The sequence below is a fragment of the Serratia sp. CY47280 genome (genome assembly GCF_052168655.1).
Lineage (GTDB): Bacteria > Pseudomonadota > Gammaproteobacteria > Enterobacterales > Enterobacteriaceae > Serratia > Serratia bockelmannii.
In genome coordinates, this window is sequence record NZ_JBJNMG010000002.1 from 378,482 (window position 1) to 397,113 (window position 18,632).

Annotated in this window: 22 protein-coding genes and 1 riboswitch; of the genes, 16 read left to right on the forward strand and 6 right to left on the reverse strand. The window is 62.2% G+C overall.

From position 1 onward, the window contains the following. The first annotated feature begins 43 nt into the window (after positions 1-43). Positions 44-1,039, forward strand: coding sequence for a 6-phosphogluconolactonase (gene pgl, locus ACJ8J4_RS11220; protein ID WP_025301912.1), 996 nt, complete (start codon positions 44-46; stop codon positions 1,037-1,039). 67 nt (positions 1,040-1,106) lie between these two features. Here pgl and ACJ8J4_RS11225 read toward each other — a convergent pair whose 3' ends face one another. Together ACJ8J4_RS11225 and dmeF are read right to left on the reverse strand one after the other, a co-directional pair. Then, on the reverse strand, positions 1,107-1,589 hold the full coding sequence (locus tag ACJ8J4_RS11225) for a kinase inhibitor (RefSeq protein ID WP_099816705.1): 483 nt from the start codon (positions 1,587-1,589) through the stop codon (positions 1,107-1,109). A gap of 32 nt (positions 1,590-1,621) precedes the next feature. After that, entirely contained in the window at positions 1,622-2,590 is a 969-nt protein-coding gene (gene dmeF / locus ACJ8J4_RS11230) for a CDF family Co(II)/Ni(II) efflux transporter DmeF (protein ID WP_099816706.1), read from the reverse strand. A gap of 78 nt (positions 2,591-2,668) precedes the next feature. Between dmeF and ACJ8J4_RS11235 the strand changes: the two genes are divergently transcribed. Together ACJ8J4_RS11235 and ACJ8J4_RS11240 are read left to right on the forward strand one after the other, a co-directional pair. After that, positions 2,669-2,944 (forward strand): metal/formaldehyde-sensitive transcriptional repressor, encoded by a 276-nt coding sequence (locus ACJ8J4_RS11235; RefSeq protein WP_025301915.1) that lies wholly within the window; start codon positions 2,669-2,671, stop codon positions 2,942-2,944. Positions 2,945-2,946: 2 nt separating this feature from the next. Then, positions 2,947-3,348 carry a YkvA family protein gene (locus ACJ8J4_RS11240; protein WP_025301916.1) on the forward strand — a complete coding sequence of 134 codons (402 nt, stop codon included), beginning with the start codon at positions 2,947-2,949 and terminating at the stop codon, positions 3,346-3,348. Positions 3,349-3,352: 4 nt separating this feature from the next. Here the strand turns inward: ACJ8J4_RS11240 and bioA are convergent, their stop codons facing one another. Continuing rightward, positions 3,353-4,627: an adenosylmethionine--8-amino-7-oxononanoate transaminase gene (gene bioA / locus ACJ8J4_RS11245; protein WP_025301917.1), complete on the reverse strand. Its 1,275-nt coding sequence runs from the start codon at positions 4,625-4,627 to the stop codon at positions 3,353-3,355. An 88-nt stretch (positions 4,628-4,715) separates the two neighbouring features. On the opposite strand from bioA, the gene bioB reads away from it, so the two are divergent. From bioB to bioD, 4 genes are read left to right on the forward strand one after another with little or no spacing between them, the layout of a single operon-like run. Next, a complete protein-coding gene (gene bioB / locus ACJ8J4_RS11250; RefSeq protein WP_025301918.1) occupies positions 4,716-5,753 on the forward strand; it encodes a biotin synthase BioB in 1,038 nt (345 codons plus the stop codon). After that, complete coding sequence (bioF, locus tag ACJ8J4_RS11255; protein ID WP_025301919.1) at positions 5,753-6,904, forward strand: 8-amino-7-oxononanoate synthase; 1,152 nt, start codon at positions 5,753-5,755, stop codon at positions 6,902-6,904. The genes bioB and bioF overlap by 1 nt, the downstream gene beginning before the upstream one ends. Continuing rightward, positions 6,888-7,655 carry a malonyl-ACP O-methyltransferase BioC gene (gene bioC / locus ACJ8J4_RS11260; RefSeq protein WP_099816707.1) on the forward strand — a complete coding sequence of 256 codons (768 nt, stop codon included), beginning with the start codon at positions 6,888-6,890 and terminating at the stop codon, positions 7,653-7,655. The genes bioF and bioC overlap by 17 nt, the downstream gene beginning before the upstream one ends. After that, positions 7,648-8,322: a dethiobiotin synthase gene (bioD, locus tag ACJ8J4_RS11265; protein ID WP_060447611.1), complete on the forward strand. Its 675-nt coding sequence runs from the start codon at positions 7,648-7,650 to the stop codon at positions 8,320-8,322. The genes bioC and bioD overlap by 8 nt, the downstream gene beginning before the upstream one ends. Before the next feature lie 28 nt (positions 8,323-8,350). Here the strand turns inward: bioD and ACJ8J4_RS11270 are convergent, their stop codons facing one another. Continuing rightward, on the reverse strand, positions 8,351-9,073 hold the full coding sequence (locus tag ACJ8J4_RS11270) for an ATP-binding cassette domain-containing protein (RefSeq protein ID WP_049203793.1): 723 nt from the start codon (positions 9,071-9,073) through the stop codon (positions 8,351-8,353). A 458-nt stretch (positions 9,074-9,531) separates the two neighbouring features. Here ACJ8J4_RS11270 and ACJ8J4_RS11275 point away from each other — a divergent pair, with 458 nt between their 5' ends. From ACJ8J4_RS11275 to ACJ8J4_RS11285, 3 genes are all read left to right on the forward strand, one after another. After that, complete coding sequence (locus ACJ8J4_RS11275; RefSeq protein ID WP_256376328.1) at positions 9,532-9,654, forward strand: hypothetical protein; 123 nt, start codon at positions 9,532-9,534, stop codon at positions 9,652-9,654. 531 nt (positions 9,655-10,185) lie between these two features. Then, complete coding sequence (gene uvrB / locus ACJ8J4_RS11280) at positions 10,186-12,198, forward strand: excinuclease ABC subunit UvrB (protein ID WP_025301925.1); 2,013 nt, start codon at positions 10,186-10,188, stop codon at positions 12,196-12,198. A 100-nt stretch (positions 12,199-12,298) separates the two neighbouring features. Continuing rightward, complete coding sequence (locus ACJ8J4_RS11285; RefSeq protein WP_004939783.1) at positions 12,299-12,565, forward strand: VF530 family DNA-binding protein; 267 nt, start codon at positions 12,299-12,301, stop codon at positions 12,563-12,565. A gap of 6 nt (positions 12,566-12,571) precedes the next feature. Here the strand turns inward: ACJ8J4_RS11285 and ACJ8J4_RS11290 are convergent, their stop codons facing one another. After that, positions 12,572-13,489 (reverse strand): gluconeogenesis factor YvcK family protein, encoded by a 918-nt coding sequence (locus ACJ8J4_RS11290; protein WP_025301926.1) that lies wholly within the window; start codon positions 13,487-13,489, stop codon positions 12,572-12,574. A gap of 260 nt (positions 13,490-13,749) precedes the next feature. After that, positions 13,750-13,894: riboswitch (molybdenum cofactor riboswitch) on the forward strand. On the opposite strand from ACJ8J4_RS11290, the gene moaA reads away from it, so the two are divergent. From moaA to ACJ8J4_RS11320, 6 genes are all read left to right on the forward strand, one after another. Further along, the gene (gene moaA, locus ACJ8J4_RS11295) at positions 13,881-14,867 is read left to right on the forward strand and encodes a GTP 3',8-cyclase MoaA (protein ID WP_004939778.1); all 987 of its coding nucleotides are present in this window, start codon (positions 13,881-13,883) and stop codon (positions 14,865-14,867) included. Its footprint overlaps the riboswitch before it by 14 nt. Positions 14,868-14,891: 24 nt before the next feature. Next, positions 14,892-15,407 carry a molybdenum cofactor biosynthesis protein B gene (gene moaB, locus ACJ8J4_RS11300; RefSeq protein WP_025301928.1) on the forward strand — a complete coding sequence of 172 codons (516 nt, stop codon included), beginning with the start codon at positions 14,892-14,894 and terminating at the stop codon, positions 15,405-15,407. Positions 15,408-15,410: 3 nt separating this feature from the next. Further along, positions 15,411-15,890, forward strand: a complete 480-nt coding sequence (gene moaC / locus ACJ8J4_RS11305; protein ID WP_004939770.1) for a cyclic pyranopterin monophosphate synthase MoaC — start codon at positions 15,411-15,413, stop codon at positions 15,888-15,890. Beyond that, on the forward strand, positions 15,887-16,132 hold the full coding sequence (gene moaD / locus ACJ8J4_RS11310; protein ID WP_004939768.1) for a molybdopterin synthase sulfur carrier subunit: 246 nt from the start codon (positions 15,887-15,889) through the stop codon (positions 16,130-16,132). Before moaC ends, moaD begins: the two co-directional genes overlap by 4 nt. A 2-nt stretch (positions 16,133-16,134) precedes the next feature. Beyond that, complete coding sequence (moaE, locus tag ACJ8J4_RS11315) at positions 16,135-16,602, forward strand: molybdopterin synthase catalytic subunit MoaE (protein ID WP_004939764.1); 468 nt, start codon at positions 16,135-16,137, stop codon at positions 16,600-16,602. Between the two features lie 130 nt (positions 16,603-16,732). Continuing rightward, complete coding sequence (locus tag ACJ8J4_RS11320) at positions 16,733-17,443, forward strand: Bax inhibitor-1/YccA family protein (protein WP_033637508.1); 711 nt, start codon at positions 16,733-16,735, stop codon at positions 17,441-17,443. A 70-nt stretch (positions 17,444-17,513) separates the two neighbouring features. Here ACJ8J4_RS11320 and ACJ8J4_RS11325 read toward each other — a convergent pair whose 3' ends face one another. Next, positions 17,514-18,620, reverse strand: coding sequence for an ABC transporter permease (locus ACJ8J4_RS11325; protein ID WP_049203799.1), 1,107 nt, complete (start codon positions 18,618-18,620; stop codon positions 17,514-17,516). Positions 18,621-18,632 lie beyond the last annotated feature (12 nt).

Here is an 18,632-nt window from a genome sequence, read left to right on the forward strand (position 1 = left end):
GGCCTGAAACCGGTTCCTCTTTTACCCTTTGCAAGGAGAACACATGAAGCAAATCGTTTATGTCGCCAGCCCGGAGAGCCAGCAGATCCACGTCTGGCAGTTGGACGACGCCGGCGCGCTGGCGCTGCTGCAAACCGTTGACGTGCCGGGCCAGGTGCAGCCGATGACCCTTCATCCGGACAAGACCCACCTGTACGTCGGCGTGCGTCCGGCGTTCGGCATCGTCAGCTACCGCATCGAGGCGGACGGCACGCTGCAGCAGGCGGGCATGGCGCCGTTGCCGGGCAGCCCGACCCATATCTCCACCGATCTGCAGGGGCGTTACCTGTTCTCCGCCTCCTACAGCGGCAACTGCGCCAGCATCAGCCCGATCGGCCACGACGGCGTGGTGACGGCGCCTATTCAGCAGATTGACGGCCTGAACGCGCCGCACTCGGCGAACATCGACCCGACCAACCAACTGGTGCTGGTGCCGTGTCTGAAAGAGGACCGCATCCGCCTGTTCAACCTGAGCCTGGCGGGCCAGCTGACGCCGCACGTGCAGGAGGCGGTGGATATCGCCGCCGGCGCCGGTCCGCGCCATATGGCATTCCACCACAACGACAAGTTCGCCTACTGTGTCAATGAGCTGAACGGCACGGTGGACGTGCTGGCCATTTCGGAAAACGGCGGCAAATACACCGTGACGCAGACGCTGGATATCATGCCGGCCGACTTCGACGGCACCCGCTGGGCGGCGGACATTCATATCACGCCGAACGGCCGTTTCCTGTACACCAGCGATCGCACCGCCAGCATTCTGACCCTCTTCAGCGTTTCCGAAGACGGCGGCACGCTGAGCGTGGTCGGCTATTATCCGACCGAAACGCAGCCGCGCGGTTTCAATATCGATCACAGCGGCCGCTTCGTGATTTCGTCCGGCCAGAAGTCCGATCACATCGCGGTGCATGAAATTGACCAGGCCAGCGGCGAGCTGACCACGCTGGCACGTTATCCGGTGGGCAAAGGCCCGATGTGGGTCAGCGTGCTGGCGAAGTAATTCGGCGGTCAGACGAGTATGGAAAAAGCGCGGTTCGGTTGAGCCGCGCTTTTTTATGGGTGGGAGATCAGTTGAACATCACTGTCAGCGTAGCACTGCCGAGGCTGTGGAAATGCACGTTAAAGCCCACCAGCGCGCCGCTGGAACCTTCATCCACCTCAATGCTTTCTACGTCCAGCGCATGCACGGTGAACTGATAGCGGTGGCTTTCGCCATTCGGCGGCGCTGCGCCGCCGTAACCGGTCGAGCCGAAGTCGGTACGGGTTTGCAGCGCGGCGCTCGGCAGCGGCGCTTTACCGGAGCCTGCGCCCTGCGGCAGCTCACGCACGTCGGCCGGAATATTGGCCACCACCCAGTGCCACCAGCCAGAGCCGGTCGGGGCATCGGGATCGTACAGGGTGACGACGAAGCTCTTGGTGCCGGCGGGCACGCCGTCCCAGGCCAGGTGCGGCGACAGGTTATCGCCGTGGTAGCCCATGCCGTTGAAGACCTGCGTCTGCGGCATTGTGCCGCCGTCCTGCAGATCGTTGCTGTACAAACGAAAAGCCATAATGACTCCCAGTTGTCGATAAACGCGGACCCTTAAGCTAGATCTTTTCGGTGGAACAATACAACCCCTTGCGCCAACGGCGGACGGTTGATCTCGACAGTGACATGCACCAGTTCGGGATGCGTGGCCAACAGTTGGCGCACCCGATCGGCGGTGAGGGCGCGATCGGCGCTGCTCAGGGCGAGGACGCAATGATATTTTCCTTTGCCGATGCGGCCTACATGCAGATCGGTCAGCGTGAGCGCGTGGCCGGAAGCGGCCAGGGCCTGGCGGATGTCTTGCGCCACGGGGGCGTCCATTTCGGCATCCAGCAAAATCTTTCCGCTATCGCGCATCAGGCTATAGGCCCAGGCGGCCACCATCACCGCGCCGACGATGCCCATCAGCGGATCGAGCCAGGCGGCGCCCCAAAGCTTACCGCCGAACAGCGCGATGAGCGCCAGTACCGAGGTGGCGGCGTCGGCGAGCACGTGAACATAGGCGGAACGCAGGTTGAGGTCATGATGAGTGTCGTCGTGGTCATCCCCGTGATGATGATGATGGCCGCCACCGCGCAACAGCCAGGCGCAGAGCAGGTTGACGGCCAGCCCGATCGCGCCGATGGCGATGGCTTCGTTGTAATGAATCGGGCTGGGATTCAGCAGCCGCTGCCCAGACTGAAACAGCATCAGCGCCGCCACCAGCACCAACAACACCGCGCTGGTGTAACCGGCCAGCACTTCGATCTTCCAGGTGCCGAGGCTAAAGCGGCGATCCTTGGCCAGCCGGCGTGCGGCGCCGTAAGCCAGCACTGACAGGCCCAGCGCCAGCGCGTGTGAACTCATGTGCCAGCCGTCGGCCAGCAGCGCCATCGAGTTAAACAGCCAGCCGCCGGCGATCTCGATAGCCATCATACTGGCGGTGAGTATCACCGCCCATCTGGTGTTTCTTTCGGCCAATGGGTTACCATCGTCAAAAACGTGGCTGTGTTCGCGGTGCAAAACGGGCGCGTGAGACGTCATGGTGAAGTTCCTCAGCAAAAGATAGTGTGCTGAAATATACTATACCCCAGTATAGTAAATAACAATCAGGCGGAAATGATGAGCCATACCCACAGAGATCAAAAGAAGCTGTTGGCGCGGGTGCGCCGCATTAAAGGGCAGGCCGAAGCGCTGGAACGTGCGCTGGAGAGCGGCGGCGAATGTTCGGCTGTTCTGCAGCAGATCGCGGCGGTGCGCGGCGCGGTCAACGGTTTGATGGCGCAGGTGCTGGAAGGGCATGTGCGCGAACATCTGGCTGCCGCGGACGCTACGCCGCAGCAGCGCGAGCAGGACATCGAGCAATTGATGACCGTTTTACGTTCTTATATGAAGTAATCATGATTTCACTGAAAAAACGCACGCCGTGGTTCGGCTGGCTGCGCCGTTGGGCCAAAGGCATCAAGCGCGATATTTACGCGCTGTGGCTGGCCGCCCGTGATAAGCGCACCCCGTGGTACGCCAAGCTGATCGCGCTGCTGGTGGCCGGCTATGCGATCTCGCCGATCGATCTGATCCCGGATTTTATTCCGGTGTTGGGCTATCTGGACGATGTGATCATCGTGCCGTTGGGCATCATGCTGGCGGTTCGCCTGATCCCCAAGCCGCTGATGGCCGAGCTGCGCGAGAAGGCGCAAAAACGCGTCGACAACCCCACCGGCCGCATGGCGGCGGCGATGATCATTTTACTCTGGCTGCTGTGCCTGGGGTTGCTGGCCCGTTATCTGGACCAGCATTGGTAAGGCATTAACGCGCGGCGGCGGCCACGGCGGCGGTCAGGCGGCTGAGCTGTTCCGCTTCGATGATGTAAGGCGGCATCAGGTAAATCAGCTTGCCGAACGGCCGGATCCATACCCCGCGCTCGACGAACCCGCGCTGTAGCTCGGCGACATTCACCGGTTCGCGCATCTCCACCACGCCAATCGCCCCCAGCACCCGCACGTCCGCCACCTTCGGCAGCGCCGCCAACGGCAGCAGTTCCTGTTTCAGCTGGGCTTCGATGGCGCTCACCTGCGCCTGCCAGCGATTTTCCGCCAGCAGCGCCATGCTGGCGTCCGCCACCGCGCAGGCCAACGGATTGCCCATAAAGGTCGGGCCGTGCATAAAACAGCCGGCCGCGCCGTTGCTGATGGTCTCCGCCACATGGCGGGTGGTCAGGGTGGCGGACAGGGTCATGTAACCGCCGGTCAGCGCCTTGCCCAGGCAGAGAATGTCCGGCACCACCTGCGCGTGCTCGCAGGCGAACAGCTTGCCGGTGCGGCCGAAGCCGGTGGCGATCTCGTCGGCGATCAGCAGCACTCGATGGCGATCGCACAGCTCGCGCACCCGCTTGAGGTAGGTTGGGTGGTAGATGCGCATGCCGCCGGCGCCTTGCACCACCGGTTCCAGGATCACCGCCGCCACTTCACCGGCGTGCTGCTCCAGCAGCGCGGCGAACGGTGCAATATCTTCTTCACGCCATTCTTCGTCGAAGCGGCACTGCGGCGCGGTCGCGAACAGGTGCGGCGCCAGATAGCCCTGATAGAGGCTGTGCATCGAGTTGTCCGGATCGCAGACCGACATCGCGCCGAAGGTATCGCCGTGATAGCCGTGGCGCAGCGTCAGGATGCGCTGCCGGCGCTCGCCGCGCGCCTGCCAGTACTGCAGCGCCATCTTCAACGACACTTCCACCGCCACCGAACCGGAGTCTGCCAGGAACACGCACTGCAGCGCCTCTGGCGTCATTTCCACCAGCCGACGGCACAACGAGATGGCGGACGGATGGGTAATACCGCCGAACATCACGTGTGACATCTTCTCCAACTGCTGGCTGGCGGCCTGATTCAGGCGCGGATGGTTGTAACCGTGGATCGCCGCCCACCAGGAGGACATGCCGTCCACCAGACGCCGGCCGTCCGCCAGCTGCAGTTCGACGCCGCTGGCCGATTCGATCGGGTAACAGGGTAACGGGCGGCTCATGGAGGTGTAGGGGTGCCAGATATGGCGTTGGTCAAACGCCAGGTCGGAAGCGGTCACAGACATACTTGTAAACCAAATTGAATTAAGATTGGTTGACAGTATATCCACAATATTTAAACTGGCGACACTTTTTCGTTTTGGAGACGCCATGATGGCTGACCGCATTCACTGGACAGTAGGGCAAGCCCAGGCCCTGTTTGATAAACCGCTGCTGGAACTGCTGTTCGAAGCGCAAACCGTACACCGCCAGCACTTCGACCCGCGTCAGGTGCAGGTCAGCACGCTGCTGTCGATCAAGACCGGCGCTTGCCCGGAAGACTGTAAATACTGCCCGCAGAGCTCACGCTACAAGACCGGCCTGGAGTCGGAGCGGTTGATGCAGGTCGAGCAGGTGCTGGAATCGGCACGCAAGGCCAAAGCGAACGGCTCGACCCGTTTTTGCATGGGCGCGGCGTGGAAGAACCCGCACGAGCGCGATATGCCTTATCTGCAGCAGATGGTGCAGGGCGTGAAAGCGATGGGCATGGAAACCTGCATGACGCTGGGCACGCTTGACGGCACTCAGGCTGAACGGCTGGCGGAGGCCGGGCTGGATTACTACAACCATAACCTCGACACCTCGCCGGAGTTCTACGGCAGCATCATCACTACCCGCAGCTACCAGGAACGCCTGGATACGCTCGACAAGGTGCGCGACGCCGGCATCAAAGTGTGCTCCGGCGGCATCGTCGGGCTGGGGGAAACGGTGCGCGATCGCGCCGGGCTGCTGGTGCAGCTGGCTAACCTGCCGAAACCGCCGGAGAGCGTGCCGATCAACATGTTGGTGAAGGTAAAAGGCACGCCGCTGGCGGATAACGACGACGTCGATCCGTTCGATTTCATCCGCACCATCGCGGTAGCGCGCATCATGATGCCGTCCTCTTATGTCCGCCTTTCCGCCGGCCGTGAACAGATGAACGAACAGACGCAGGCGATGTGCTTTATGGCCGGCGCCAACTCGATCTTCTACGGTTGCAAGCTGCTGACCACGCCGAACCCGGAAGAAGACAAGGATCTGCAGCTGTTCCGCAAGCTGGGGCTGAACCCGCAGCAGACCGCCACCGAACATGGCGACAACCAGCAACAGCAGGTGCTGGCTAAGCAGCTGCTGAACGCCGATACCGCCGAGTTTTACAACGCGGCGCTGTGATGAGCTGGCAACAACGTATCGAACAGGCGCTGGCAGAACGGCGTCTCAACGCCGCCTACCGTCGGCGACAGACCACCGAGGGCGGCAACGGCCGCCAGATCCGGCTCGGCGATCGTCTCTATCTGAACTTCTCGGGCAACGACTACCTGGGGCTGAGCCAGGATGCGCGGGTGATCGCCGCCTGGCAGCAGGGCGCGCAGCGTTACGGCGTCGGCAGCGGCGGGTCGGGCCACGTCACCGGCTTTAGCGTGGCGCATCAGGCGCTGGAAGAGCAACTGGCGGCGTGGCTCGGCTATCCGCGCGCGCTGCTGTTCATCTCCGGCTATGCCGCCAATCAGGCGGTGCTGGCGGCGTTGATGCAGAAGGGCGATCGCATTTTGGCCGATCGCCTCAGCCACGCCTCGCTGCTGGAGGCGGCGGCGCAGTCGCCGGCCGAGCTGCGCCGGTTCCAGCACAATCAGCCGCAGGCCTTGGCGGATCTGCTGGCCAAACCCTGCGACGGGCAGCGGCTGGCGGTGACCGAAGGGGTGTTCAGCATGGACGGCGACGGCGCACCGTTGGCGGAGCTGCATCGCTTAACCCGTGCGGCGGGCGCCTGGCTGATGGTGGACGATGCCCACGGCGTCGGCGTGCGCGGTGAGCAAGGCCGCGGCAGCTGCTGGCAGCAGGGCGTGCGCCCTGAACTGCTGGTGGCGACCTTCGGCAAGGCGTTCGGCGTCAGCGGCGCGGCAGTGCTGTGCGATGAGGCGACCGCCGAGTATCTGCTGCAGTTCGCCCGCCATCTAATCTACAGCACCGCAATGCCGCCGGCGCAAGCCTGCGCGCTGCAGGCGGCGCTGGCCTGCATTCGCGAGGGCGATGAACTGCGTGCCCGGCTGCAGGACAACATTCGGCGTTTCCGTCAGGGCGCGGCGCCGCTGGCGCTGACCCTGACGGATTCCGACACCGCCATCCAGCCGCTGCTGGTGGGGGATAATCAGCGCGCGCTCGATCTGGCGACCCGCCTGCGCGAGTGCGGACTGTGGGTGAGCGCCATTCGCCCGCCGACGGTGCCACCGGGCGGCGCGCGGCTACGCATTACCCTGACGGCGGCGCATCAGCCGCAGGATATCGATCGCCTGCTGGAGGTGCTGAATGACGTCAGCCAATGACACGGTGAACAAACAGGCGGTCGCCTCGGCCTTCAGCCGCGCGGCCGGCAGCTACGACGCCGCCGCCGCGCTGCAGCGTGATGTTGGCGAGCGCTTACTGGGGATGGGGAGTCCCCATCCGGGCGAGCAGCTGCTGGATGCCGGCTGCGGCACCGGCTATTTCAGCCGCCTGTGGCGCGAGCGCGGCAAGCAGGTGACCGCGCTCGATTTGGCGCCGGGCATGCTGGAGGTCGCCCGCCAACGGCAGGCGGCGCACCATTATCTGCTGGGCGATATCGAACAGGTACCGCTGCCCGATGCGGCGATGGACATCTGTTTCAGCAGCCTGGTGGTGCAGTGGTGCAGCGATCTGCCCGCCGCGCTGGCGGAGCTGTATCGCGTGACCCGCCCCGGCGGCGTGATCCTGTTTTCCACGTTGGCGGCGGGATCGCTGCAGGAATTGGGGGACGCCTGGCAACAGGTGGACGGCGAGCGCCACGTGAACGCCTTCCTGCCGCTGGCGCAGATCCACGCCGCCTGTGCTGAATACCGGCACGAGCTGGTCACGGAGTTACGCACCCTGAACTACCCGGACGTGATGACGCTGATGCGTTCGCTCAAGGGCATCGGGGCGACGCATCTGCATCAGGGGCGCGAGGGCGGCCTGATGTCGCGAGGCCGTCTCGCCGCGTTGCAGGCGGCTTACCCGTGCCGGCAGGGGCAGTTCCCCCTCAGCTATCATCTGGCTTATGGAGTGATTTATCGTGATTAAACGTTGGTTCGTGACCGGCACCGACACCGAGGTGGGGAAGACCGTTGCCAGCAGCGCCTTGTTGCAGGCCGCCAACCGGGCGGGCTACCGCAGCGCCGGCTATAAGCCGGTGGCCTCCGGCAGCGAGATGACCGCCGAGGGGCTGCGCAACGGCGACGCGCTGGCGCTGCAGGCCAACAGCGGCGTGGCGCTCCGTTACGACGAAGTGAACCCTTACGTTTTTGCCGAACCGACCTCGCCGCATATCGTCAGCGCCGATGAAGGTCGGCCGATCGACGCGGCGCGGCTGTCCGACGGCCTGCGCCGGCTGGAGCAGCGCGCCGACTGGGTGCTGGTCGAAGGCGCCGGCGGGTGGTTTACCCCGCTGTCGGCGGAGTACACCTTCGCCGACTGGGTGCAGCAGGAACAATTGCCGGTGATCCTGGTGGTGGGCATTAAACTGGGCTGCATCAACCACGCAGTGCTGACGGCGCAGGCGGTGCAACAGGCGGGGTTGACGCTGGCCGGTTGGATCGCCAACGACGTGGCGCCCCCGGGGCGGCGGCATCAGGAATACCTGGCCACGCTGCGCCGCATGCTGCCCGCGCCGCTGCTGGGCGAAATACCGCACCTGCCGCAGGCCGAACGGGCGCCGCTGGGGGAGTATCTGGATATCAGCCTGCTATAAACGCTCAATGAAGGGGGGGGTCTCTCCCTCATCCTTCTTCTTGCCCTGCCAGCCCGGCGCCGATCAGCGCCTCATCCAGCTGCGCCAGCGCGCCGTGCGCCACGGTGCGACCGCTATCGAGCAGACAAAAACGATCCGCCACCCGGCGCACGAACGGCAGCTGATGCTCTACCAGCAAAATGGTCATGCCCAACTCATAGTTGAGCCTGCGGATCACGTTGCCGATGTCGGCGGCGATTGAAGGGGGCACACCCGTCGTCGGTTCGTCGAGGATCAGCAGCGCCGGCTCCTGCGCCAGCGCACGACCGATCGCCAACTGGCGTTGAGCGCCTTCGCACAGATCGCCGGCGCGGCGGGTACGCATCTGGCGCAAATTGGGAAACAGGCTGTAGATCAGCGGCGGAATGCGGCGAGGGGCACCGCGCCCGGCCATCTGCGCCACCTGCAGATTCTCCTCCACGCTCAGCTGCGAGAAGAGTTGCCGCCCTTGCGGGACGTGGCTGATGCCGAGTGCGGCGCGGCGCTCCATCGGTTGCAGCAGCAGATTTTGCGGCGGCTGATCCGCGGGCTGCCAGGTCATGCTGCCGCTCACCACCGGCACATGCCCCATGATGCAATTGACCAGCGTGGTCTTGCCCACGCCGTTGCGCCCAAGCAGCACGGTACACTGGCCGCGCGGCAGCTCCAGGTTGATGTCCCACAGGGTATGATTTTGCCCGTAAAATTGATTGACCGATCTCAGGCTCAGCATTTGGCATTCTCCTCATAGACACAGGCGCCCATCCACTCGTTGGTGGGGTGCAACAAAGGCCGCATTGGCGGTTGATTTCCCGAGTGTGGCAATGTCTGGAACAAAATGCCGTCCATCCGATTCACCTGAGCAATGTCTGCGGTGGACGGAAAGACAGTCAGTATGTCGTGAAAAACGACGTTTATGACGACTTGGTGTCGTTCTCGCGCTTTTACGAGGGGTAGCCAGGCGGCGGTTGCACGCCGCATTCGGCAGCGCATTATGCTGTCGCGCCTCGTTCGCACGCTGAAAGATAAAGCAACTCCCAGGCCAGTTTTGCTACTGGCCGAAAAGGGGGGATGTTATCGCTTTGTTAACCTTCTGCCAGGCCTGACGCGCTCTGCCGCGGTGGCCTGAAAATACGCCGAGAAGTTAACCCGGACGTTTTTTGCACTCTTGTGGTGCCCTTTGGTGAGGACATGGTGCAAGGCATTGTGCCGCCGTCAAGAGCGATCCGCGAGAAAGGGGCCGATGCGATTTTGGCAATGGGGATTTTTAGTATTAATCGGCATAAACAAAGCGATATTTTTATGAAAAAATAACTAAAAAAGCCATTTTAGCGGGTGTAAAGGGCGAAAAGCTTTCTTTCCGTAACTCCCGCCCCGGGCGGGACGGTGAGAGTTATCCACTATTCCTGTGGATAACCTTGTGTATTAGATTTAGAAAAACGCTGTAAAGCGAGAGCGGACGCGGGTTCTGTTCGCTTTGCCCGCATTCTCGTCTTTTTATTAAAACTTTTATATATCAATATATTAACTAAAATCAAGACGCAGGGGTATTGATCAGGTCTCTATGTATGATTTTTCGACGCGGTGCTATCAATAAGTTAATTCGCGGCAAGTTCTGGGGATAAATCTGTTATTGACAATAAAAATGTCACCCGGCTGTAACGTCACGGTGCAACGACATTGCCGCAGTGCCGGGTGCAGCGACGAATCCGCTTGAAGCTGGTTTTATATCCAGTATCATGGGCACTGGCGCAAATCGCCGACACTTTCCATAATTAGGGGCCATATCCGGCGCAGAGCCGGCTGGCCGCCTGAGCGCGCGCATCTCCACAGGGTAGCCGAGCAATGAGTAAACTTTTCAAACTGCATTCCGAGTTCAAACCGGCCGGCGATCAGCCGGAAGCCATCCGCAAGCTGGAAGAGGGGCTGGAAGACGGCCTGGCGCACCAGACGCTGCTGGGGGTTACCGGTTCGGGCAAGACGTTCACTATCGCCAACGTGATAGCCGATCTGAATCGGCCGACCATGGTACTGGCGCCGAACAAGACGCTGGCGGCGCAGCTGTACGGTGAAATGAAAGCGTTTTTCCCGGAGAATGCGGTGGAGTACTTCGTCTCCTACTACGACTACTACCAGCCGGAAGCCTACGTGCCCAGCTCTGACACCTTCATTGAAAAAGATGCTTCGGTGAACGAGCACATCGAGCAGATGCGTCTTTCCGCCACCAAGGCGCTGCTGGAGCGGCGCGACGTGGTGGTGGTGGCGTCGGTGTCGGCGATCTACGGCCTGGGCGATCCGGATCTTTACCTGAAGATGATGCTGCACCTGACTCAGGGCATGATCATCGATCAGCGATCCATTTTGCGCCGCCTGGCGGAGCTGCAGTATTCCCGCAACGATCAGGCTTTCCAGCGCGCCACCTTCCGCGTGCGCGGCGAGGTGATCGATATCTTCCCGGCGGAATCAGACGAGCTGGCGCTGCGCGTCGAACTGTTCGATGAAGAAGTGGAACGGCTGTCGCTGTTCGATCCGCTGACCGGGCAGATTGAGCAGGTGGTGCCGCGTTTTACCATCTACCCGAAATCGCACTACGTGACGCCGCGTGAGCGGATCATGCAGGCGATGGAAGAGATCAAGGTTGATCTGGCGGACCGCCGCAAGGTGCTGCTGGCCAACAGCAAGCTGCTGGAAGAGCAGCGCCTGACGCAGCGCACCCAGTTCGATCTGGAGATGATGAACGAGCTGGGTTACTGCTCGGGCATCGAAAACTACTCGCGCTATCTGTCCGGGCGCGCCGAGGGCGAGCCGCCGCCGACGCTGTTCGACTACCTGCCGGCGGACGGCCTGCTGGTGGTCGACGAATCCCACGTCACCATTCCGCAGATCGGCGCGATGTTCAAGGGTGACCGCGCGCGCAAGGAAACGCTGGTGGAGTACGGCTTCCGTTTGCCGTCGGCGCTGGACAACCGCCCGCTGCGCTTCGAGGAGTTCGAGGCGCTGGCGCCGCAGACCATCTATGTTTCCGCGACGCCGGGCAAATATGAGCTGGAGAAATCCGGCGGCGATCTGATCGATCAGGTGGTGCGGCCGACCGGGTTGCTGGATCCGATCGTGGAAGTGCGGCCGGTCGCCACCCAGGTGGACGATCTGCTCTCCGAGATCCGCAAGCGCGCGACGATCAACGAGCGCGTGCTGGTGACCACCCTGACTAAACGCATGGCGGAAGACCTGACCGAATACCTGGAAGAGCATGGCGAGCGCGTGCGCTACCTGCACTCGGACATCGATACCGTGGAACGGGTCGAAATCATCCGTGACCTGCGTCTGGGCGAGTTCGACGTGCTGGTGGGCATCAACCTGTTGCGTGAGGGGCTCGACATGCCTGAGGTGTCGCTGGTGGCGATTCTGGACGCCGACAAGGAAGGCTTCCTGCGTTCCGAGCGTTCGCTGATCCAGACCATCGGCCGCGCGGCGCGTAACCTGAACGGCAAGGCGATCCTGTATGGCGATCGCATCACCGATTCGATGGCCAAGGCGATCGGTGAAACCGAGCGGCGCCGCGCCAAGCAGCAGGCCTACAACGAAGCCAACGGCATCGTGCCGCAGGGGCTGAACAAGAAGATCGGCGACATTCTGCAGATCGGCCAACCGGTCAACCGCACCAAGAGCAAAGGCAAGGGCAAGGCGGTGGAGGGCGGCGCTCAGCTGCAGAACCTCACGCCGAAAGCGCTGGATCAGAAAATTCGCGATCTGGAAGCGCAGATGTACACCCACGCGCAAAACCTGGAGTTCGAGCAGGCGGCTGCGCTGCGCGACGAAATCCACCAGCTGCGCGAGCAGTTCATCGCGATTTCCTGACCGTTGGACGGCGCCCGCGCCGTGGGCGTCAAAATTCCTTGTCGGCCGCGCCAAAGCTGTTATGGTGTGCGGCCCGATTTGACCACGAAGAGTACCGAACATGAGCCAACACCAGTCTAAAGACCCGCTGCACGGCGTAACGCTGGAGCAACTGCTGAATAAACTGGTGGATCACTACGGTTGGTCCGAACTGGGCGCGCGCATTCGCATCAACTGCTTCCGCAGCGATCCGAGCATCAAGTCCAGCCTGAAGTTTTTGCGTCGCACGCCCTGGGCGCGCAAAGAGGTGGAAGATCTGTATATCGATATGGTCAGCCATCCCGCCCCAGCCAGCGATAATCCCTGGCTGCGCGGGCGAGACGGTTAAATTCGGTCAGCGGCGCGCGGCCAGCTCCACCAGCGCGTGATCCAGCGCCTGGCGCAGCAGCTGGCGATCGTGGCGGTAGGGGATGTCGCTCGCTTCCAGCGGTTGCTGAATCACCACCCGATCCTGCACTTCACTGGCATCCACCGCCGGGCCGACGATCAGCGCATCGATCATCCGGCGGCCGATCTTCTCTTCCATCAGCGTCAGCTTATCCTTTAACGACAGCGCCGCGGCGGCCACGCTCAGCTCGCGGCCGAGGTTGCCGATATAGATCATGCTGGCGCTGCTGCGGCGCAGCGCCTGGGTGAGATCGTCCAGCAGCAGCAGTGGCATCAGGCTGGTGAGGAAGCTGCCCGGCCCGATCAGGATCACGTCGGCCTGTGCGATGGCGTCCAGCGCTTCGCGCGTGGCGTTGACCGGGGGCGACAGCATCAGCTCCTGCGGCATGTGGGCCAGTTGATCGACATTCACTTCACCGTAAACGTGATTGCCTTCGTGATCGTGCGCCATCAAATCCACCGGCTGCTCCGACATCGGGATCAGCGCCGCGTCCACCTTCAGCAAGCTGCGCACCAGATTGATCGCTTCCAGCGGGCGCACGCTCAGGTGATCCAGCGCTTTCAGCATCAGGTTGCCCAGGTTATGGCCGGCCAGTTCGCCGTTGCCGCTGAAACGGTATTCGAACATCGCCGAGGCGACGCTCGGTTCGGTGATCAGCTGGTTGAGACAGTTGCGGGTATCGCCCCAGGCAATGCCGCCTTCCGAACGGCGGATGCGGCCGGTGGAACCGCCGTTGTCGGTGGTGGTGACGATGCCGGTCAGGCGGGAGCCTAAGGACGACAGGGCCGACATCACACGGCCCAGGCCGTGTCCGCCGCCCAACGCCACCACGCGGTCGAGATCGGCCAGGGTACGATTACGCATAAATTTCCTTACAAAGGGTCTGAACTGCCCGCATAAGGTAGCGGATCCGGCATAAAAACGCGATAAAGAGTGTCATTTGCGTGATTCTGGTCAATTCGTCCACGCAAGCGATGTTTATCATGGTTTACCCGAATAGGCGGCGTCTAAAAACGCTGTATAGACAATTATATAGCGAATTAACGCGTTGGCTATCGTTGCCGATTAGCGCTAGAATTCTGCTGAAAACCACGGTTTCATTCCGGCTACTCAAGGTAGCGGGAAGAGAAATCAAACTCCTAGCCCCTGCGCCTACGTTGTTCATCCGGAACGATATGGCGCCTGGGCCGTGGCGAAGTTAGCCACCAGGGTGCAGAGGGGAAACGCTCGCATCTCCCGACTTTGGAAAGGTGTTATGGTACCGCAACTCATTGATGCTTATGAGCGCAAGTTCTATTACCTGCGTTTGTCGATCACCGACGTGTGCAACTTTCGTTGCACCTATTGTCTGCCCGACGGCTACAAGCCGAGCGGCAGCCCGAAAAGCTTCCTGTCGCTGGATGAAATCCGCCGCGTCAGCCGCGCGTTTGCCGAACTGGGCACCGAAAAGGTGCGCCTGACCGGCGGCGAGCCTTCGCTGCGCCGCGATTTTACCGAGATCATCGCCGCCGTGCGGGAAAACCCGGCCATCCGTACCCTGGCGGTCACCACTAACGGCTACCGTCTGGCGCGCGACGTCGCCGCCTGGCGTGACGCCGGTCTGACGGCGATCAACGTCAGCGTCGACAGCCTGGATCCCCGCCAGTTTCACGCCATCACCGGCCAGGACAAGTTCCGCCAGGTGATGGACGGCATCGACGCCGCCTTCAGCGCCGGTTTCAGCAAGGTCAAGGTCAACGCGGTGCTGATGCGCGACGTCAACCACCAGCAACTTGGCGCCTTTCTCGCCTGGATCAAGGATCGGCCGATCCAGCTGCGCTTTATCGAACTGATGGAAACCGGCGAGGGCGGCGAGCTGTTTCGCAAACACCACGTTTCCGGCGAAGTGATTCGCCGGCAGTTGGAGCAGCAGGGCTGGCAGCGCCAGGCGCGCGGCCGCAGCGACGGCCCGGCGCAGGTGTTCAGCCACCCGGACTACCAGGGTGAGGTGGGTCTTATCATGCCGTATGAAAAAGATTTCTGCGCCAGCTGCAACCGGCTGCGCGTTTCTTCCATCGGCAATCTGCACCTGTGTCTGTTCGGCGAGCAGGGGGTGCCTCTGCGCGATCTGCTGGCGGACGACGGCCAGCTCGATGCGCTGAAGGCGCGCATCCAGAGTGGGCTGCTGAGCAAGAAGCAGACCCATTTCCTGCATCAGGGCAACAGCGGGATCACCCAGAACCTGTCGTTTATCGGCGGCTGACAGCCAATAGGAGCTTATTGAACCATGAGCCATGCGAGCAGCGAGTTTATTCCGGCGCATATCGCCATCCTGACCGTGTCCGACAGCCGCGGCGCGGCGGAAGACACCTCCGGCCAATATCTGCAGGACGCGGCGCAGGAAGCCGGCCATCAGGTGGTGGATCGCGCCATCGTCAAAGATGACATTTACCAGATCCGCGCACGGGTTTCCGCGTGGATCGCCGATGACAACGTGCAGGCGGTGCTGATCACCGGCGGCACTGGTTTTACCGCGCGCGACAACACGCCGGAAGCGCTGTTGCCGCTGTTCGACAGAGAGGTGGAAGGGTTCGGTGAACTGTTCCGCATGGTGTCGTACGAAGAGATCGGCACCGCGACGATCCAGTCGCGCGCGCTGGCCGGCCTGGCGAACCGCACGGTGATTTTCGCCATGCCGGGCTCCACCCGCGCCTGCCGCACCGCCTGGGAGCGGATTATCGAAGAGCAGTTGGACGCGCGCCATCGCCCGTGCAACTTCCAGCCCCATTTGAAGAAGCCCTGAGTCATGACACAGCTAACCCACATTAACGCCGCCGGCGAAGCCCATATGGTCGACGTATCCGCCAAGGCCGAAACGGTGCGCGAGGCGCGCGCCGAAGCCTTCGTCGAGATGTTGCCCGCCACGCTGGCGATGATCGTCGACGGCAGCCATCACAAGGGCGACGTGTTCGCCACGGCGCGCATCGCCGGCATTCAGGCGGCCAAACGCACCTGGGAACTGATCCCGCTGTGCCACCCGCTGATGTTGAGCAAAGTCGAAGTGCAGCTAGAGGCGCAAACGGAGCACAGCCGGGTACGCATCGAAACCTGCTGCCGGCTGACCGGCAAAACCGGCGTCGAGATGGAAGCGCTGACCGCCGCCTCGGTGGCGGCATTGACCATCTATGACATGTGCAAAGCGGTACAGAAAGACATGGTGATCGGCCCGGTGCGCCTGCTGGCGAAAAGCGGCGGCAAATCCGGTGATTTTAAGGTGAACGCATGATCGATATTCTTTTCTTCGCGCAGGTGCGCGAACTGGTGGGCACCGGCGCGCTGTCGATGCCGGCGGATTACCCGACCGTCGAGGCGCTGCGCCAGGCGCTGTGCGCGCGCGGCGATCGCTGGGCGCTGGCGCTGGAATCCGGCAAGCTGTTGGCGGCGGTCAATCAGTCGCTGGTGGCGGCGGATCACCCGCTGCGTGCCGGCGATGAAGTGGCCTTCTTCCCGCCGGTTACCGGGGGGTAAGCATGGAAAATACCCGCATTCGCGTGGGCGAAGCGCCGTTCAACGTCGGCGATGAGTACCAGTGGCTGGCGCAGTGCGACGCCGATGGCGCGGTGGTGACCTTCACCGGCAAGGTGCGCAACCATAACCTTGGGGACGACGTCAGCGCGCTGACGCTGGAACACTACCCCGGCATGACCGAGAAGGCGCTGGCGGAGATCGTGGCCGAGGCGCGCAGCCGTTGGCCGCTGCAGCGCGTGACGGTGATCCACCGCGTCGGTGCGCTGTATCCCGGCGACGAGATCGTGTTCGTCGGCGTGACCGGCGCACACCGCAGCATGGCGTTCGCCGCCAGCGAATTCATCATGGACTATCTGAAGACCCGCGCCCCGTTCTGGAAGCGCGAAGCCACGGGCCAGGGCGATCGTTGGGTGGACGCTCGCGACAGCGATCGCGAGGCCGCGCAACGCTGGCACGACGCGGCTAAATAACGCGTCAACAGCGGAAACAAATCAAGACCTTTGCCGCTTTCGCGCGGCCTATTCTGTGGTACGCTTATAGCAGGCGAAGCCCCGTTCGCGGGGCTTCGGAATCTTGTTTATAACGCAAAAGGTAACCGTCATGGACCGATATCCACGCTCTAATGGTTCAATCGTCGAACGTGCCAACAGCGGCATTCAGGCCTACATGGCGCAGGTTTACGGCTGGATGACCTGCGGTCTGCTGCTGACGGCGTTCGTTTCCTGGTATGCGGCCAACACGCCCGCGATCCTCAACTTCATCTTCTCCAGCCAGATCACCTTCTTCGGTCTGATCATCGCCCAATTGGCGCTGGTGTTCGTGATTTCCGGCATGGTCAACCGCCTGAGCGGCGCGGTGGCCACCTCGCTGTTCATGCTTTACTCGGCGCTGACCGGGCTGACGCTGTCGAGCATTTTCATCGCCTACACCTACAGCTCGATCGCTAGCACCTTTGTGGTCACCGCCGGCATGTTCGGTGCCATGAGCCTGTACGGCTACACCACCAAGCGCGATCTGAGCGGCTTCGGCAGCATGCTGTTCATGGCGCTGATCGGCATCGTGCTGGCCTCGCTGGTGAACATCTGGCTGAAAAGCACCGCGCTGATGTGGGCGATTACCTACATCGGGGTGGTGGTGTTCGTCGGTCTGACCGCCTACGACACGCAAAAACTCAAGGCGATGGGTGAGCAGCTGAACGCCGATGATAAAGACAGCTTCCGCAAGTACGCCATCGTCGGCGCGCTGACGCTGTATCTCGACTTCATCAACCTGTTCCTGATGTTGCTGCGTATTTTCGGCAACCGCCGCTAAATCCCTTGTCTTTCAAGCCTTAGGGTATCTGGCGATCAAAAAGCTCTGCATGTGACATGCAGAGCTTTTTTTATGCGATCTTGCGGCGGAACAGCGCGTAGGCGGCGCTGCCGGTGGTGGCGGTGATCACCAGCAGCGGCCACAGGCTGCGCCAGATAATGCTGAAGCTGGCGTCCTTCAGGTAGATCTGCTTGGTGATGTCGGTGAAGTGGCGTATCGGGTTCACCCAGGTCAGATCCTGCAGCCACACCGGCATATTCTCCACCGGCGAGACATACCCCGAGAGCAGGATCGCCGGCATCATGAACACGAACACGCCGATAAACGCCTGCTGCTGAGTGGCGCACAGCGACGAGATCAGCAGGCCGAAACCGACCAGCGACAGCCCGTAGATCAACATGGTGGCGTAGAACAGCAGCAGCGATCCAGCGAACGGGATCTGATACAGGAAGATGCCGATCAACAGCACGATGCTGGCCTGGAAGCTGGCGACGATCAGCGCCGGCACCGCCTTGCCGATAAAGATCTGCCAGGTGGTGAGCGGCGAGACCAGCAGCTGTTCCAACGTGCCCTGTTCGCGTTCGCGCGCCACCGACAGCGAGGTGACGATCAGCACGCCGATGGTGGTGATCATGGCGATCAGCGACGGCACCACGAACCATTTGTAGTCCAGATTCGGGTTATACCAGTTGCGCACCACCAGCTCGCTGTTGTTGGGTTTGGCGCGGTTGCCGAGCAGCTCCTTCTGATATTCCTGCACGATCTGCTGCACGTAGTTGGCGGCGATCTGCGCGCTGTTGGAGTTGCGCCCGTCGAGCAGCAGCTGCAGCGGCGCGGTGTTGCCGGCGGCGATATCGCGCGAGAACTGCGCCGGGAAGCGGATCAGCAGCAGCGCCCGCTGGTTATCGATGGTGGTCTTTATCTCCTGCGGGCTGCGCAGCAGCAGCACGTGTTGAAAGGCCTTGGCCTTGGCGAAGCGCTGGGTCAGCTCCACCGAGGCCTGGCCGCTGTCCTCGCTGTAGACCGCGATGGTGGCGTTGGTGACTTCCAGCGTCGCGGCGAACGGGAACAGCAGCACCTGCAGGATCACCGGCATGATTAAAATGGCGCGGGTTTGCGGATCGCGCAGCAGCGCCTGCATTTCCTTGATGATGAGCGTCAACAGACGATGAAACATCGCTCTTTCTCC